The following is a 15,189-nucleotide window of genomic DNA, read 5'->3' as shown; positions in this document are numbered from 1 at the left end:
TGCTGTACCTCCGTTTCCCGAATTACCAGACGTAGGCGAGAACTTCTCCGCCTACGCCCTTCTTGGCGGCCTGCTTGTCGGTGAGGAGACCCGAGGACGTGGAGATGATCGCCACGCCCAGGCCGCCGAGCACCTTCGGCAGGTTGGTGGACTTTGCGTAAACGCGCAGACCCGGCTTGCTGATGCGCTTGATGCCGGCAATGGAGCGCTCACGGTTCGGGCCGAACTTGAGCTCGATGGTCAGCTTCTTGCCGACCTCGCCCTCAACCGGCTCCTCAACCTTGTAGGAGGAGATGTACCCCTCCTGCTGCAGGATCTCGGCGACGTGCGCCTTGATCTTGCTGGCCGGCATCGCCACGGAGTCGTGGTACGCCGAGTTCGCGTTACGCAGACGCGTGAGCATGTCTGCGATGGGGTCGGTCATGGTCATGATGGCCTCAGGCCTCTCTCGCCGTGGTTTCTCCGCGCCAGGTCCCCCTCCGCGCACTCGCAAAAGAGTGCGAAAGGGGCACAAGCGCAGGGGACCTGCGGCGGTAGTAAGACTGGGTGCGAGCCCTCAGAAGAGAGCCGCGAGCACCTATAGGAGATGCTGCGGCAGGGGGCCCGACCCCACTACCTTACGGGATTCCGTACGGAGACCCAAAAGGAGGGGGTCGGGCACCACTGCGTCGCGTTGCTGTGCCTGGTGCTCCGGGGTTACCAGGAGCTCTTGGTCACACCCGGCAGCTCGCCGCGGTGCGCCATCTCACGGAGGCACACACGGCACAGGCCGAACTTGCGGTACACCGAGTGCGGACGGCCGCAGCGCTGGCATCGGGTGTACGCCCGGACGCCGAACTTCGGCTTACGCTCGGCCTTTGCGATCAGGGCCTTCTTCGCCATGCTCACGCCTCCTTGAACGGGAAGCCCAGGGCGCGCAGCAGCGCCCGGCCTTCATCGTCGGTCTGAGCGGTGGTCACGACGGTGATGTCCATACCGCGCTGACGGTCGACCTTGTCCTGGTCGATCTCGTGGAACATGACCTGCTCGGTCAGACCGAAGGTGTAGTTGCCACGGCCGTCGAACTGCTTGGGCGAGAGGCCGCGGAAGTCACGGATACGCGGCAGAGCCAGCGACACCAGACGGTCCACGAACTCCCACATGCGGTCACCACGGAGGGTGACGTGGGCGCCGATCGGCTGCCCCTCGCGGAGCTTGAACTGCGCGATGGACTTGCGGGCCTTGGTCACGGCCGGCTTCTGGCCGGTGATCGCGGTCAGGTCCTTGATCGCGCCCTCGATCAGCTTGCTGTCACGGGCGGCCTCGCCGACACCCATGTTGACCACGACCTTGACCAGGCCGGGGATCAGCATGACGTTCTCGTACGAGAACTGCTCGTGCAGCTGGCCCTTGATCTCGGAGTTGTAACGCTCCTTGAGGCGGGGGGCCACCTTCTCAACAGTCGTCTCAGACATCAGATGTCCTCACCGGTTCGCTTGGCAACGCGGATCTTGTTGCCCTCGTCGTCGAAGCGGTAACCAACGCGGGTGACGACCTTCTTGCCGTCCTTCTCAACGACCAGCTGGACGTTGGAGACGTGCACGGGAGCCTCGACGGTGACGATGCCACCCTGGGTGCCCGGGCCCGGCTTGGTGTGCTTCTTGACCCGGTTCACACCCTCGACGAGGACCTTGTTCTCGGCGGGGAGGGCCTGGATGACCTTGCCCTGCTTGCCGCGGTCCTTGCCGGTGATGACCTGAACCAGGTCACCCTTCTTGATCTTCATGCTGTTCGCCATGGGTTAGAGCACCTCCGGCGCCAGCGAGATGATCTTCATGAACTTCTTGTCACGCAGCTCGCGGCCCACCGGGCCGAAGATGCGGGTGCCACGGGGGTCACCGTCGGTGTTCTTCAGAACGACCGCAGCGTTCTCGTCGAAGCGGATGTACGAGCCATCCGGACGACGACGCTCCTTGACGGTGCGGACGATGACGCACTTGACGACGTCACCCTTCTTCACCGAACCGCCGGGGATCGCGTCCTTGACGGTGGCGACGATGACGTCCCCGATACCGGCGTAGCGGCGACCGGAGCCACCGAGAACACGGATGCAAAGGATCTCCTTGGCACCAGTGTTGTCGGCGACGCGCAGTCGCGACTCCTGCTGGATCACAGCTTTCTCCTGATCGTCAACGAGAGTCGACGGGCCGGCCGCTGCTCACTCGATCGTCTCGCGACATCGAGCACATACGGCCGTACCACATCGGCTTCGTTACTTGGCCTTCTCGAGGATCTCGACGACGCGCCAGCGCTTCGTCGCGGACAGCGGGCGGGTCTCCATCAGGAGGACCCGGTCGCCGATGCCGCAAGCGTTCTGCTCGTCGTGCGCCTTCAGCTTGTTCGTACGGCGGATGACCTTGCCGTACAGAGCGTGCTTGACGCGGTCCTCGACGGCGACGACGACGGTCTTGTCCATCTTGTCGCTGACGACGAGACCCTCACGGGTCTTGCGGAAACCGCGCGTCTCGTTGGTGTTCTCAGTCATCAGGCGTTCTCCACCGTCTCGATGCCCAGCTCGCGCTCGCGCATCAGGGTGTAGATCCGCGCGATGTCCTTCCGGACGAGCTTGAGCCGTCCGTGGTTGTCGAGCTGCCCGGTCGCCGCCTGGAAGCGGAGGTTGAACAGCTCCTCCTTGGCCTCGCGGAGCTTGGCAACGAGACCCTCGTTGTCCAGCTCGCGCAGCTCAGCAGCCTTGGTGCCGGCCGACATCAGCTCTCACCTGCCTCGCGCCGGACAATCCGGCACTTCATCGGGAGCTTGTGAGCTGCGCGGGTCAGCGCCTCACGAGCCACCTTCTCGTTGGGGTACGACAGCTCGAACATGACCCGACCCGGGTGCACGTTCGCGATCCACCACTCGGGCGAACCCTTACCGGAACCCATGCGGGTCTCGGCCGGCTTCTTGGTGAGCGGGCGGTCCGGGTAAATGTTGATCCAGACCTTGCCACCACGGCGGATGTGACGGGTGATCGCGATACGAGCGGACTCGATCTGACGGTTCGTCACGTAGGCCGGGGTGACGGCCTGGATGCCGTACTCGCCGAACGCGAGCTCGGTGCCACCCTTGGCAGCGCCGCGGCGCTTGGGGTGGTGCTGCTTGCGGTGCTTGACCCTACGAGGGATCAGCATGGGTCAGGCCTCCGTTCCGGTGTTCTCTGCAGCCGGAGCCTCGGTCACCGGGGCGGCAGCCTCGGTGCCCTGGGGGCGACGGCCACGGCCACCGCGCTCGCCACCACGGGCGCCGCCACGCTCGCCGCGCGCGGGGCGGGCGTCGTTGCGGGCCGGGCGGTTGCCCGAGCGGGCAGCAGCGTTCTCAGCGCGGACCTCGGCGATGTTCTTGACGTCGCCCTTGTAGATCCAGACCTTCACGCCGATGCGGCCGAAGGTCGTCTTGGCCTCGAAGAAGCCGTAGTCGACGTTCGCACGAAGGGTGTGCAGCGGCACACGGCCCTCGCGGTAGAACTCCGAACGGCTCATCTCGGCGCCGCCGAGACGACCGGAGCACTGGACCTTGATGCCCTTGGCGCCGGCCTTCATGGTGCTCTGCATCGACTTGCGCATCGCACGACGGAAGGAGACGCGGGAGGACAGCTGCTCCGCGACGCCCTGAGCCACGAGCTGGGCGTCCAGCTCGGGGTTCTTGACCTCGAGGATGTTCAGCTGGACCTGCTTGCCGGTCAGCTTCTCCAGGTTGCCCCGGATCTTGTCGGCCTCCGCGCCGCGGCGACCGATGACGATGCCCGGACGAGCGGTGTGGATGTCGACGCGGACGCGGTCGCGGGTGCGCTCGATCTCAACCTTCGAGATGCCGGCGCGCTCCATGCCCTTCGTCATCATGCGACGAATGGCAACGTCTTCCTTGACGTAGTCCTTGTACAGCTTGTCGGCGTACCAGCGGGACTTGAAGTCCGTGCTGATGCCGAGGCGGAACCCGTGCGGGTTAACCTTCTGGCCCATTACCGGGTCCCTTCCTTGCTGCTGACGACCACGGTGATGTGGCTGGTCCGCTTGCGGATCCGGTAGGCGCGGCCCTGGGCACGCGGCCGGAACCGCTTCAGGGTCGGGCCCTCGTCAACGTACGCCTCGGAGATCACGAGGTCGTCCACGTTGTTGTGGTTGTAGTTGTGCACGGCGTTGGCGATGGCGCTGTCGAGCACCTTGCCGACCGGCACGGTGGCGGCCTGCGGAGCGAAACGCAGGACCGCCTGGGCCTCCGTGGCGTTAAGGCCACGGATGAGGTCCACCACGCGGCGGGCCTTCATGGGCGTGACGCGGATGTACCGCGCCTGGGCCCTGGCTTCCATGGTTGTCCCCTTGCTGGTGTAAGTCATGTGAGTCTTGCTGGCGCTCAAGCTCGCGAGCACCCGCTGCGAAGCTTCGAACTGGTGCTTAGCGACGCTTCGACTTGCGGTCTTCCTTCACGTGCCCCTTGAAGGTGCGCGTGGGGGCGAACTCGCCGAGCTTGTGGCCGACCATCGACTCGGTGACGAACACCGGGACGTGCTTGCGGCCATCGTGCACCGCGATCGTGTGGCCGAGCATGGCCGGCGAGATCACGGAACGACGGGACCAGGTCTTGATGACGTTCTGCGTGCCCGCCTCGTTCTGGACGTCCACCTTCTTCTGAAGGTGGTCGTCGATGAAGGGGCCCTTCTTGAGACTGCGCGGCATCTGACCTGCTCCTAGCGCTTCTTGTTGGTCTTGCGGCGGCGCACGATGAGCTTGTCCGACGCCTTGTTCGGGCGACGGGTGCGGCCCTCGGGCTTACCCCACGGCGAGACCGGGTGGCGACCACCGGAGGTCTTACCCTCACCACCACCGTGCGGGTGGTCGATCGGGTTCATGGCCACACCACGCACGGTCGGGCGGACGCCCTTCCAGCGCATACGGCCGGCCTTGCCCCAGTTGATGTTCGACTGCTCGGCGTTGCCGACCTCGCCGATGGTCGCGCGGCAGCGCGCGTCCACCAGGCGGATCTCACCGGAGGGCATGCGCAGGTGCGCCATGCGACCCTCACGGGCGAGCAGCTGGATGCCGGCGCCGGCGGAGCGGGCCATCTTGGCACCGCCACCGGGACGCAGCTCCACCGCGTGGATGGTGGTACCAACCGGGATGTTGCGCAGCGGCAGGTTGTTGCCCGGCTTGATGTCGGCGCCAGCGCCGTTCTCGATCCGGTCACCCTGCGCAACGCCGCGGGGGGCGATGATGTAGCGCTTCTCGCCGTCCGCGTAGTGCAGGAGCGCGATGCGCGCGGTGCGGTTGGGGTCGTACTCGATGTGAGCGACCTTGGCCGGCACGCCGTCCTTGTCGTGACGACGGAAGTCGATCACGCGGTAGGCGCGCTTGTGACCGCCACCCTGGTGGCGAGCGGTGATACGACCGGCGTTGTTACGGCCGCCCTTGCTGTGCAGCGGGCGAACCAGCGACTTCTCCGGCGTGGACCGCGTGATTTCGACGAAGTCGGCCACGCTGGAGCCACGACGGCCCGGCGTAGTCGGCTTGTACTTGCGGATACCCATTTTCGTCCTCGTCCTTATCGACGATCACGACCCCGTCAGGCGGAGGCCGGACCACCGAAGATGTCGATGCGGTTGCCCTCGGCCAGCGTCACGATGGCGCGCTTGGTGTCCTTGCGCTTGCCAAAGCCCGTCTTGGAGCGCTTGCGCTTGCCCTGACGGTTGAGCGTGTTGACGGCCTCGACCTTGACCGAGAAGACCGCCTCGACAGCCTGCTTGATCTGGGTCTTGTTGGCACCCGGCGACACGATGAACGTGTACTTGTTCTCGTCGAGGAGCGAGTAGCTCTTCTCGGAGATGACCGGCTTCACCAGGACGTCACGCGGGTCCGTGTACGTCTTGCTCGTGATCTCTGCAGCCATCAGGCGGCGCTCCCTTCGAGCTCGCCCTCAGCGGCAACAGCCTTGGCGGACGCGGCCGGACCGGCCACGAAGCGCTCGAAGGCAGCCTGGGTGAAGACCACATCGTCGGAGACGAGCACGTCGTAGGTGTTCAGCTGGCCGGCGTCCAGGATGTGCACGTTCGGCAGGTTACGAGCGGACTTGAGGCCCAGCTCGTCCGCACGCTCGACGACCAGGAGGACGTTCTTGCGGTCGGTGATCTTGCCGAGCAGACCCTTGGCGGCCTTGGTCGACGGCGCCTCGACCGCGACCACGTCGGTGACGACGTGGATGCGGTTGTGGCGGGCCCGGTCGGTGAGCGCACCGCGGAGCGCGGCGGCGATCATCTTCTTCGGGGTCCGCTGCGAGTAGTCACGCGGCACGGGACCGTGCACGACGCCACCGCCGGCGAACTGCGGGGCGCGGGTCGAGCCCTGACGGGCGCGGCCGGTGCCCTTCTGGCGGTACGGCTTCTTGCCGCCGCCACGGACCTCGCCACGGGTCTTGACCTTGTGGGTGCCCTGACGGGCGGCAGCGAGCTGCGCCACGACGACCTGGTGCATCAGCGGAATGCTGACCTTGGCGTCGAAGATCTCGGCGGGCAGCTCGAGGCTGCCGGCCTTGTCGCCGGCCGGCGACAGGATGTCAATGGTGCTCATATCCTCACAGCCCCTTCGCCGCGGTGCGGACGAGGACGAGGCCGCCGTTCGGGCCCGGGATTGCGCCCTTGATCAGGAGCAGGCCCTTCTCCGCGTCAACGGCGTGCACGGTCAGGTTCTGGGTGGTCACACGCTCGTGGCCCATCCGACCCGCCATCCGCATGCCCTTGAACACGCGGCCCGGGGTGGCGCAGCCACCGATGGAACCGGGCGAACGGTGCTTGCGCTGGGTGCCGTGACCGGCGCCGAGGCCCTTGAAGTTGTGACGCTTCATGACACCGGCGAAGCCCTTGCCCTTGGAGGTGCCGGTCACGTCGACCTTGACACCCGCCTCGAACAGCTCAGCGGTGATCTCCTGGCCGAGGGTGTACTCGGACGCGTCCGAGGTACGCAGCTCGACCAGGTGGCGGCGCGGGGTGACACCGGCCTTGGCGAAGTGGCCCGCGAGGGGCTTGTTCACCTTGCGGGGGTCGATCTCGCCGAAGCCGATCTGCACGGCGTCGTAGCCGCTCGCGCTGTCGGCGGTGTGGACCTGGGTAACGACATTGGGCCCGGCCTTGACGACGGTCACCGGAACGATCCGGTTGTTCTCGTCCCAGACCTGGGTCATGCCGAGCTTCTCGCCCAGGATGCCCTTAATCTGCTTTGCCATCTTCGTCGCGCCTCTCAGAGCTTGATCTCGATGTCGACGCCGGCCGGAAGGTCGAGGCGCATCAGCGAGTCAACGGTCTTCGGGGTCGGGTCGAGGATGTCGATCAGACGCTTGTGAGTGCGCATCTCGAAGTGCTCGCGCGAGTCCTTGTACTTGTGCGGCGAGCGGATGACGCAGTACACGTTCTTCTCAGTGGGCAGCGGCACCGGGCCCGCGACCTGCGCACCAGTGCGAATGACAGTCTCGACGATCTTCTTCGCCGAGGAGTCAATCACCTCGTGGTCGTAGGCCTTGAGCCGGATGCGGATCTTCTGTCCCGCCATGGCTACTCAGTAGTCCTTTGTCTCGTCTGCTGCTTCTGCTGCCGGCTTCGTCCGGGTGGACTCCGCCGGTGGCGCCTCCGGGTGATTGCCTTCCGACCCACGCGGTCGGGCGTGTCGCACTCCCGCTTGCAAAAAATCCGATCTAGGTTTCCCCGGAATCAGATTTCCGCCGGTTCGGCAGGTCTTGCACCCACCAGGCGCCGGATCGAGGCCCCGCACACGCTTCCCGGAAGATTCCCGTACGTCCGCCCCGCAGCTGCCGCGGTGTCGACTACACACCACTGCATTCACACACAGCACGTGAACACATGAACGGCCATCACGGGAACGACGAGTACATGGGACTCGCTTCCGGTCCTCCCGACGGGAGGCGCGCAGCATCGGCACTCAACCGAGCAACTTGGACATCTTGCCACATCCGAGCCCCGTTAAGCCAATCGGGCCCGGAGCGGTGTGCACCGCTCCGGGCCCGATCAGACGGGTTCGGATCCGCTCAGCCGATGGCCGGGCCCTGCCGACCGCAGAGCACCTGCCACTCGACCGGCTCCGCGTTGCCGCAGTAGAGCTTGTAGTCGTCCGGGCCGAAGGTGTACTCGTGCAGCTCCATGTTGATCGGGCTGCACCCGGTGGTGCCCCCGTACTTGGGGCACTTGCCGTCCTGCTGCTGGATGAAGTGCGCCCGGTAGGCGTCCAGGCCCATGTCCTCGACACCCTTCTCGGTGCTCGGCATGTAGCGGTTGGCCGACCAGGAGGCGCCCATGGTGGCGAACAGCGCCAGCGCGCAGAGCACGCCGGAGGTGACCCGGACGACGCTCTTGGCGGAGATCCGGCTGGCGGGCGAGTCGCCGCTCGCCTTCGCCACCGCGCGCAGCCAGGCCAGGCCGCTGCGGCCGGCCAGCATCACGCCGAAGACCGCGAGGATCATGAGGCTGTACATGATGATCCAGGTCGTCCGCGGGTACAGCTGGACGGCCTGGTCGTGCTGCATGTGCGAGGCGAACCAGAAGCGCAGCAGCCAGGCGCTGATCAGGCCGGCCGCCGCGGTGCGGACCACGGTGTTGCGCAGGCCGAACCCGATGCCCAGCGCCACCGCGGCGAGCAGCGCCAGGGTCAGCCCGCCCTGCCCGGCGAGACCGCCGGCGCCGGGGACGGTGTGGTAGCTCTGGTGGCCCTGCCGGTCCGAGACCCAGCCCATCACGTACGCCGGGTCGGTGTACGTCATCACGTAGGCGTAGCGGTCCTTGGTGGTGGCCCCGAGCCGGACCATCTGGACCAGCAGCGGAGCGCCCACGACGCCGGCGGAGAGCAGGGTCACGCCCAGGAAGACCAGGGCCCGGCGCAGCGCGGCGGCGCCGCGGCGCCACGGCACCAGGAACAGCGCGAGCACCATCACGCCGGGGGCGGTCCACACGAACCAGCCGGAGTACCAGAGGAAGAGCAGCCCGAACGCGGCGCCGAAGCCGGCCGCGCGCAGCAGGGCGGAGCGCAGCGGGAGGTCGTTCACCCGGCGCAGCTCGCGCAGGCAGCCGGCCACCATCGGGACCATCACGATCATGGTGACGTGGCTGTACGGGCGGATCGGGTCCATGAAGACGACCGCCGACGGGATCGCGATCAGCGCGGCCCAGAACGGGCGCAGCAGCAGCCGCCAGGCGAGGTAGGCCATCGGGCCCGCCAGCGCGGTGCAGATCAGCTGGAGGTCCTTCATGGCGTAGCCGACGCCGGCGACGCCGTGGTGGAAGGTGTCGGCCACCAGCGCGAGGACGGCGGGGAACAGCGGGGGGTACACGCCGGGCAGGCCGTCGCCGCGGATCATGTCGTTCGCCATGCCCATGACGTTGCCGGGGTCGCCCTCCTGGCCGCCCAGGCCGAACGGCGTGCCGTGCAGGCCGACCGCGATGCCACCGGCCAGCACCCCGGTGGCGAGCCCGGCGAGTGCCGCGCAGACCAGCCGCTGGAGCACCTGGTAGCGCTGCAGGCTGCCGCGGTAGGCGGCGTACAGCAGCGCCGCGAGCAGCGGCAGGCCGATGAACGCGGCGTACTGCTGCACCTTGGCGAGACCGCTGACCTGGCCGACCCGGATCAGCGGGTTGACGCTGATGTGCATGCACAGCCGCAGGAACACCAGCGCGACGACGACACTGATCGCACCCTCGGCGAGTCGCAGCTGCCAGGGCTTGAACCGGGCGCTGCGGCCCGCCCCGTCCTCGGCGACCGGCTCCGCGGGGCGGTCCGGCCCGAGGGCGGCTCCGCTCACCGGGTCATCGACCAGGTCCGTCATATCGATCACTTTCATGAGGCGGCGTCCTGCCGCGGATGAGGGCGGCTCCTCCGTCGGATGCCGCCGCCGACGCCGGCCCGGTGGCGAATCCGCCGGGCCGGCGCCCGCTCAGCTTCTGGCCACGAGCTCGCGCTGGACCACCGAGGAACGGTCGGCAGCGGCGATGTTCTTCAGGTGCTTGGGCATCCGGCGGATCATCGCGAGCAGCAGGACGAGGCCCGCGCGCGCGAGGTAGACGGTCGCCTTGAAGGGCGAGGCGCTGGGGGTGCCGGTGGTGCGCTCGCGCATCGCCACCGGCACCTGGCGCACGACGAAGCCGCAGCGGGCCGCGCCGACCATGCTCTCGATGGTGTCGCCGAGGTACTCCACCGGGTACCACTGGGCGAAGAACTCGATCAGCTGACGGTTGCAGGCCCGGAAACCGGAGGTGGTGTCCGTGAGCCTGGTGCGGGTTATCCGGGAGAGGACGAAGGAGAGCAGGCCCATGGCCCACTTCCGGGGTCCGCGGACGGTGTAGTCGCCCTCGCCGTCGAACCGGGCACCGATCGCCAGGTCGGCTTCCTTGAGCTTCTCGAGCAGCAGCGGCACGTAGACCGGGTCGTGCTGGCCGTCCGAGTCCACCTGGATCGCCACGTCGTACCCGTGCAGGTAGGCGTAGCGGTAGCCGAGGCGCATCGCCCCGCCCACGCCGAGGTTGTACGGCAGCTGGACGACCGGCGAGCCGCAGGCCGTCGCCACGGCGGCGGTGCCGTCGGTGGATCCGTCGTCCACCACCAGGGTGTCGACGCCGGGCAGCTGGGTCTTGATCTCCTTCAGCACGCCCGGCAGGCCGTCGGCCTCGTTGAGGGCGGGCAGGATGATGAGGACCCGCAGGCCGTCGATCATGAGTGCACCTCGGAGTCGTCGGCGAGCGCCGGGGTCGGGTCCTGCTTGCGCACCGGGTAGCCGTGGTGCTCGACGAGGTGGGACCGCAGCAGTGCCACTTCCTCGGACAGGCTCCGGGTCTCCGCCTCCAGCTGGCTCGCCTCCCAGCTGAGGTGGAGGCAGACCAGGAGGACCAGGACGAAGCCCGCGAACAGCACCAGGCTCACGCCGGAGGCGATGCCGAGCCGGCGGGCGGTGGAGTCCAGGACGGTGGGGAAGAAGCCCAGGGGGGCGACGGCGAGGCCGATCAGGAGCCAGATCGCCGCGTACTTCTCGCGCAGTTGCTGCCGCCGCAGCAGTTCGAGGATGTAGGCGACCACCAGCACGCCGGTGATCGAGGTGATGATCGTTAGTCGCACGACGGATTTCGCCTTTCAGCGGCAGTGGGCGTGGCGATCACTGACACATCATAGAGGTGTCGAACGCACATTCCTCACACGCACTGCGCATGACTGTCTCAGGGGCCGGGTATCACGGACGCGGGGTTCTGCCCATCGGCGTTGGCGTGGTCGGCGACGACCGCCTGCCGCACTCGGGGCAACGAGCGGAACAGCGACCACAGCATGCCAGCCGCGCTCACCGCTGCACCAGCCAGGTAGCCGAGTTCCGCGCGGGTGCCGACGGCGCCCGGCAGCAGGGTCACGACCACGAGGACAACGGTGCCCGCCACCCAGGACAACAGCTGGTGGCGGTGGCGGCCCAGGGACATCAGCGCCTGTCCGAAGACCGTCGCCAGCATGAAGAAGAGGGTGCCCAGCACCAGCCAGAGGAAGTCGGCCGACCCCAGGACCGGCTGGGCGTTGAACAGCAGTTGGATCAGCCACGGACCGAGCAGCACCGTGGGCAGCCCGGCCACGGTGCACATCCCGGCCACGATGGCCGCGGTGCGCGAGAGCACCTTGCGGAACTCCTGGTGGTCGCCGGCGGCGGCCGCCCCGGAGAGCGCCGAGACCAGCGACGCCTGGATCGCGGCGTAGGCGAACAGCGGCACCCGGGCCAGGACCACCGCGTTGAGCAGGGCGCCGACCAGGACCACCTCCTGCGCCGAGAGCAGCTTCACGCTGACCACGGCCGCGTTCACCATCAGCTGGGCGAGCAGGGTCGAGCCGGTCAGCAGGCCGATCCCGCGGACCAGACCGGACCAGGCCGGGGCCGGGCCGCCGCGCCGGTCGGCGAGCACCGAGCGGAGCCCGATCACCGAGGCGGCCAGCGGTGCCACCACCAGGATCAGGCTGAAGGCCAGCGCCGAGTGCAGGCCGAACACCGGCAGCAGCCCCGCCAGCCCGATCCGCAGGCCGCCGTCCACCGCCAGCTGGGCGCCGTACGAGCGGAAGTTGCCCAGGCCCGCCAGGGCGCCACGGACCACCGAGCTGACGGCCAGTCCGACCATGGCGCCGCCGAGACCGGCCACCAGGGCGATGTCGCCGCCGAACAGCCGGTCGGCCAGCGGGCGCGCGCCGAACGCGATCGCCGCCAGCACGACCGCCAGCACGCCGCCGGCCAGCAGCAGCACCCGGCGCACCGCCGGGAGCGGACCCCGGCCCGCGACGTCCCGGGCGGAGACCAGCCGGGTGAGTTCCAGCTCGACCGGGGAGAACAGCCCGTAGCCGACGGACATCACCACGGTCCACAGCACGGAGACACCGGCCACCTGGGCCGTGGTCAGGCTGTAGCCCGCCAGGGCGAGGTAGATGTAGGACGACGCTCCCAGCACCACGGTGCCACCGGCGACCAGCCGGACTCCGGGCGGGAGCGCGCCGAACACCTTTGCAATCGGGCTGCCCACGGTCGTGTCCCCGGGATCAGCCGTGCAGGGCGGTGCGGGCCTTGAGCGGCTCCCACCAGTCGCGGTTGTCGCGGTACCAGGCGATGGTCGCCGCGAGGCCGTCCTCGAAGCGGACCTGCGGCGCGTAGCCGAGCTCCTCGCCGATCTTGGTGATGTCCAGCGAGTAGCGCAGGTCGTGGCCCTTGCGGTCGGCGACCGGCTCGACCATGTCCCAGCCCGCCCCGGCCGCGTCCAGCAGCAGGCCGGTGAGCTCCTTGTTGGTGATCTCGGTGCCGCCGCCGATGTTGTAGACCTCGCCGGCCCGGCCCTTGCGCATGGCCAGCTCGATGCCGCGGCAGTGGTCCGAGACGTGCAGCCAGTCGCGGATGTTGCCGCCGTTGCCGTACAGCGGCACCTTCCTGCCGTCCAGCAGGTTGGTGGTGAACAGCGGGATGACCTTCTCCGGGAACTGGTAGTGCCCGTAGTTGTTGGAGCAGCGGGTGACCACGACGTCCATGCCGTGGGTGCGGTGGTACGCCAGCGCCAGCAGGTCCGAGCCGGCCTTGGAGGCCGAGTACGGCGAGTTGGGGGCCAGCGGCCAGGTCTCGGTCCAGGAGCCCTCGGAGATCGAGCCGTAGACCTCGTCGGTGGAGACGTGGACGAAGCGGCCCACCCCGTGCTTGCGGGCGGCGTCCAGCAGCACCTGGGTGCCGACCACGTTGGTCAGGACGAACGGGCCCGCGCCCTCGATCGAGCGGTCGACGTGGGACTCGGCGGCGAAGTGCACGACCACGTCGTGGCCGGCCATCGCCTGGTCCACCGCGTCGACGTCGCAGATGTCACCGCGGACGAAGGCGTAGCCGGGGTGGCCGGCGACCGGTGCGAGGTTCGCCTCGACGCCCGAGTAGGTCAGCTTGTCGAAGACGGTGATCTGGGCGGACTCGTCCGCGCCCAGCAGCTGACGGACAAATTCTGAACCGATGAATCCGGCGCCGCCGGTCACGAGGATGCGCATAGTACGGCGCAGTCTACCCGCCGACCGTTCGCGGCCGACCCCGGGTCAGCGGGCGGCCCGCGGCCTCACATAAGCTGCCGACATGCGTGGAATCCTCCTGGCGGGCGGTACCGGCTCGCGACTGTGGCCGCTGACCCGAGCCGTCTCGAAGCAGCTGCTGCCGGTCTTCGACAAGCCCATGATCTACTACCCGCTCTCGACCCTGGTGATGGCGGGGATCCGCGAGATCCTGATCATCACGACCCCGCAGGACCAGGAGCAGTTCACGCGCCTGCTCGGTGACGGGTCCCAGTTCGGCCTCAAGCTGGAGTACGCCGTCCAGGAGCGCCCCGAGGGCATCGCCCAGGCGTTCGTGCTGGGCGCGGACTTCATCGGGGACGAGCCGGTGGCGCTGATCCTCGGCGACAACATCTTCCACGGCAGCGGTCTGGGCACCCGGCTGGCGCAGCACACCGAGCCGGTCGGCGGCCGGGTGTTCGCGTACCCGGTGGCGGACCCGACCGCGTACGGCGTGGTGGAGTTCGCGGAGGACGGCCGGGTGCTGTCGATCGAGGAGAAGCCGACCACCCCGAAGTCCCGCTACGCGGTGCCCGGGCTCTACTTCTACGACAACCAGGTCGTGAAGATCGCGGCGGGCCTGAAGCCCAGCGCCCGCGGCGAGCTGGAGATCACCGCCGTCAACGAGGCCTACCTGCAGGCCGAGCAGCTGCACGTCACCATCCTCGACCGCGGTACCGCGTGGCTGGACACCGGCACGTTCGTGTCGATGGTGCAGGCCTCCGAGTTCGTCCGGGTCATCGAGGAGCGCCAGGGCTTCAAGATCGGGTGCCTGGAGGAGACCGCCTGGCGGGCCGGCCTGATCAGCTCGGACCAGCTGCGCGAGCTCGCCGAGCCGCTGTGCAAGAGCGGGTACGGCGAGTACCTGCTGGCCCTGCTCGACGAGGAGAACGCCCGATGAAGTTCCGCGAGCTGTCGATCCCCGGCGCCTTCGAGGTCACCCCGCAGCAGCACGGCGACCCGCGCGGCCTGTTCATGGAGTGGTACCGCTTCGACCGCCTCGCCGAGGTGGTCGGCCACCCGCTGCGGATGGCCCAGGGCAACCTGTCGGTCTCCGCCAAGGGCGTCGTGCGCGGCATCCACTTCGCCGACGTGCCGCCCGGCCAGGCCAAGTACGTCAGCTGCGTGCGCGGCGCGGTCCTGGACGTGGTGGTCGACCTGCGGGTCGGCTCCCCCGCCTTCGGCACCTGGGAGTTCGTCCGGCTGGACGACGAGGACCGGCGCTCGGTGTACATCCCCGAGGGCGTCGGGCACGGCTTCTGCGCGCTGAGCGACGACGCCACGCTCTCCTACGTCTGCTCCGAGACCTACAACCCGACCGGCGAGCACGCCGTGCACCCGCTCGACCCGGACCTGGGCATCGAGTGGCCGGTCGACACCCCGCAGCTCTCCGCCCGGGACGACGCGGCGCCCTCGCTGGCCGAGGCGCTGGCCGGCGGCCTGCTCCCGGACCACCAGGCCTGCCAGGACTTCTACCGCACCCTGCGGACCGGCTGAGCCGGCGCCCCGTCCGACGCGCACCCCGTGACCGCACCGGTCGCGGGGTGTCGTGTTTGCGGCGTTCGGCCGAAGGGTCCGT

The 15,189-nt window shown here is 68.5% G+C and carries 23 protein-coding genes; 2 read left to right on the top strand and 21 right to left on the bottom strand.

The genetic code is table 11. The annotated features are described in order from the left end of the window. Window positions 1–22: 22 nt before the first annotated feature. The 21 genes from rpsH to rfbB all read right to left on the bottom strand — a co-directional run bounded on the left by rpsH (window position 23) and on the right by rfbB (window position 13,553). On the bottom strand, window positions 23–430 hold the full coding sequence (gene rpsH / locus ABT014_RS10145; RefSeq protein ID WP_030055831.1) for a 30S ribosomal protein S8: 408 nt from the start codon (window positions 428–430) through the stop codon (window positions 23–25). Window positions 431–696: 266 nt separating this feature from the next. Continuing rightward, a complete protein-coding gene (locus ABT014_RS10140; RefSeq protein WP_030263476.1) occupies window positions 697–882 on the bottom strand; it encodes a type Z 30S ribosomal protein S14 in 186 nt (61 codons plus the stop codon). 2 nt (window positions 883–884) lie between these two features. Beyond that, the gene (gene rplE, locus ABT014_RS10135) at window positions 885–1,454 is read right to left on the bottom strand and encodes a 50S ribosomal protein L5 (protein ID WP_033824225.1); all 570 of its coding nucleotides are present in this window, start codon (window positions 1,452–1,454) and stop codon (window positions 885–887) included. After that, window positions 1,454–1,765: a 50S ribosomal protein L24 gene (rplX, locus tag ABT014_RS10130; RefSeq protein WP_148644962.1), complete on the bottom strand. Its 312-nt coding sequence runs from the start codon at window positions 1,763–1,765 to the stop codon at window positions 1,454–1,456. Before rplX ends, rplE begins: the two co-directional genes overlap by 1 nt. Before the next feature lie 15 nt (window positions 1,766–1,780). Further along, window positions 1,781–2,152, bottom strand: a complete 372-nt coding sequence (rplN, locus tag ABT014_RS10125; protein ID WP_030263487.1) for a 50S ribosomal protein L14 — start codon at window positions 2,150–2,152, stop codon at window positions 1,781–1,783. 99 nt (window positions 2,153–2,251) lie between these two features. Then, window positions 2,252–2,524, bottom strand: coding sequence for a 30S ribosomal protein S17 (gene rpsQ, locus ABT014_RS10120; protein WP_033824226.1), 273 nt, complete (start codon window positions 2,522–2,524; stop codon window positions 2,252–2,254). Further along, window positions 2,524–2,748 (bottom strand): 50S ribosomal protein L29, encoded by a 225-nt coding sequence (rpmC, locus tag ABT014_RS10115; protein WP_030055825.1) that lies wholly within the window; start codon window positions 2,746–2,748, stop codon window positions 2,524–2,526. The genes rpsQ and rpmC overlap by 1 nt, the downstream gene beginning before the upstream one ends. Further along, window positions 2,748–3,167, bottom strand: coding sequence for a 50S ribosomal protein L16 (rplP, locus tag ABT014_RS10110; protein ID WP_033824227.1), 420 nt, complete (start codon window positions 3,165–3,167; stop codon window positions 2,748–2,750). The genes rpmC and rplP overlap by 1 nt, the downstream gene beginning before the upstream one ends. Window positions 3,168–3,170: 3 nt before the next feature. Beyond that, complete coding sequence (rpsC, locus tag ABT014_RS10105) at window positions 3,171–3,995, bottom strand: 30S ribosomal protein S3 (RefSeq protein WP_350638223.1); 825 nt, start codon at window positions 3,993–3,995, stop codon at window positions 3,171–3,173. Beyond that, complete coding sequence (gene rplV, locus ABT014_RS10100) at window positions 3,995–4,342, bottom strand: 50S ribosomal protein L22 (protein WP_033824229.1); 348 nt, start codon at window positions 4,340–4,342, stop codon at window positions 3,995–3,997. Before rplV ends, rpsC begins: the two co-directional genes overlap by 1 nt. Window positions 4,343–4,427: 85 nt before the next feature. Beyond that, entirely contained in the window at window positions 4,428–4,709 is a 282-nt protein-coding gene (gene rpsS, locus ABT014_RS10095; protein ID WP_014136283.1) for a 30S ribosomal protein S19, read from the bottom strand. Between the two features lie 11 nt (window positions 4,710–4,720). Continuing rightward, window positions 4,721–5,557 (bottom strand): 50S ribosomal protein L2, encoded by an 837-nt coding sequence (gene rplB, locus ABT014_RS10090; protein ID WP_350638220.1) that lies wholly within the window; start codon window positions 5,555–5,557, stop codon window positions 4,721–4,723. A gap of 35 nt (window positions 5,558–5,592) precedes the next feature. Continuing rightward, window positions 5,593–5,916, bottom strand: a complete 324-nt coding sequence (rplW, locus tag ABT014_RS10085) for a 50S ribosomal protein L23 (protein ID WP_033824232.1) — start codon at window positions 5,914–5,916, stop codon at window positions 5,593–5,595. After that, complete coding sequence (gene rplD, locus ABT014_RS10080) at window positions 5,916–6,593, bottom strand: 50S ribosomal protein L4 (RefSeq protein WP_350638218.1); 678 nt, start codon at window positions 6,591–6,593, stop codon at window positions 5,916–5,918. The genes rplW and rplD overlap by 1 nt, the downstream gene beginning before the upstream one ends. 4 nt (window positions 6,594–6,597) lie before the next feature. Further along, entirely contained in the window at window positions 6,598–7,245 is a 648-nt protein-coding gene (rplC, locus tag ABT014_RS10075) for a 50S ribosomal protein L3 (protein WP_033824234.1), read from the bottom strand. A 14-nt stretch (window positions 7,246–7,259) separates the two neighbouring features. Next, window positions 7,260–7,568 carry a 30S ribosomal protein S10 gene (rpsJ, locus tag ABT014_RS10070; RefSeq protein WP_012785157.1) on the bottom strand — a complete coding sequence of 103 codons (309 nt, stop codon included), beginning with the start codon at window positions 7,566–7,568 and terminating at the stop codon, window positions 7,260–7,262. Window positions 7,569–8,061: 493 nt separating this feature from the next. After that, window positions 8,062–9,864 (bottom strand): hypothetical protein, encoded by a 1,803-nt coding sequence (locus tag ABT014_RS10065; RefSeq protein WP_350638216.1) that lies wholly within the window; start codon window positions 9,862–9,864, stop codon window positions 8,062–8,064. Between the two features lie 93 nt (window positions 9,865–9,957). Next, window positions 9,958–10,734: a glycosyltransferase family 2 protein gene (locus ABT014_RS10060; protein ID WP_350638214.1), complete on the bottom strand. Its 777-nt coding sequence runs from the start codon at window positions 10,732–10,734 to the stop codon at window positions 9,958–9,960. Then, window positions 10,731–11,132, bottom strand: a complete 402-nt coding sequence (locus tag ABT014_RS10055; protein WP_350638212.1) for a DUF2304 family protein — start codon at window positions 11,130–11,132, stop codon at window positions 10,731–10,733. The genes ABT014_RS10060 and ABT014_RS10055 overlap by 4 nt, the downstream gene beginning before the upstream one ends. Window positions 11,133–11,230: 98 nt before the next feature. Then, window positions 11,231–12,559 (bottom strand): lipopolysaccharide biosynthesis protein, encoded by a 1,329-nt coding sequence (locus tag ABT014_RS10050; RefSeq protein WP_350638211.1) that lies wholly within the window; start codon window positions 12,557–12,559, stop codon window positions 11,231–11,233. A gap of 16 nt (window positions 12,560–12,575) precedes the next feature. Next, a complete protein-coding gene (gene rfbB / locus ABT014_RS10045; RefSeq protein WP_350638210.1) occupies window positions 12,576–13,553 on the bottom strand; it encodes a dTDP-glucose 4,6-dehydratase in 978 nt (325 codons plus the stop codon). Window positions 13,554–13,635: 82 nt separating this feature from the next. Between rfbB and rfbA the strand changes: the two genes are divergently transcribed. Both rfbA and rfbC read left to right on the top strand, forming a co-directional pair. Beyond that, on the top strand, window positions 13,636–14,511 hold the full coding sequence (gene rfbA / locus ABT014_RS10040; protein ID WP_350638209.1) for a glucose-1-phosphate thymidylyltransferase RfbA: 876 nt from the start codon (window positions 13,636–13,638) through the stop codon (window positions 14,509–14,511). Beyond that, window positions 14,508–15,107, top strand: a complete 600-nt coding sequence (rfbC, locus tag ABT014_RS10035; protein ID WP_350638208.1) for a dTDP-4-dehydrorhamnose 3,5-epimerase — start codon at window positions 14,508–14,510, stop codon at window positions 15,105–15,107. The genes rfbA and rfbC overlap by 4 nt, the downstream gene beginning before the upstream one ends. The last annotated feature ends 82 nt before the right edge of the window (window positions 15,108–15,189 follow it).

The sequence above is a fragment of the Kitasatospora sp. NPDC094015 genome (genome assembly GCF_040304075.1).
Classification (GTDB): domain Bacteria; phylum Actinomycetota; class Actinomycetes; order Streptomycetales; family Streptomycetaceae; genus Kitasatospora.
The sequence above is the reverse complement of the archived record's forward strand: the minus strand, read 5'-3'. Positions and strand labels throughout refer to the sequence as shown.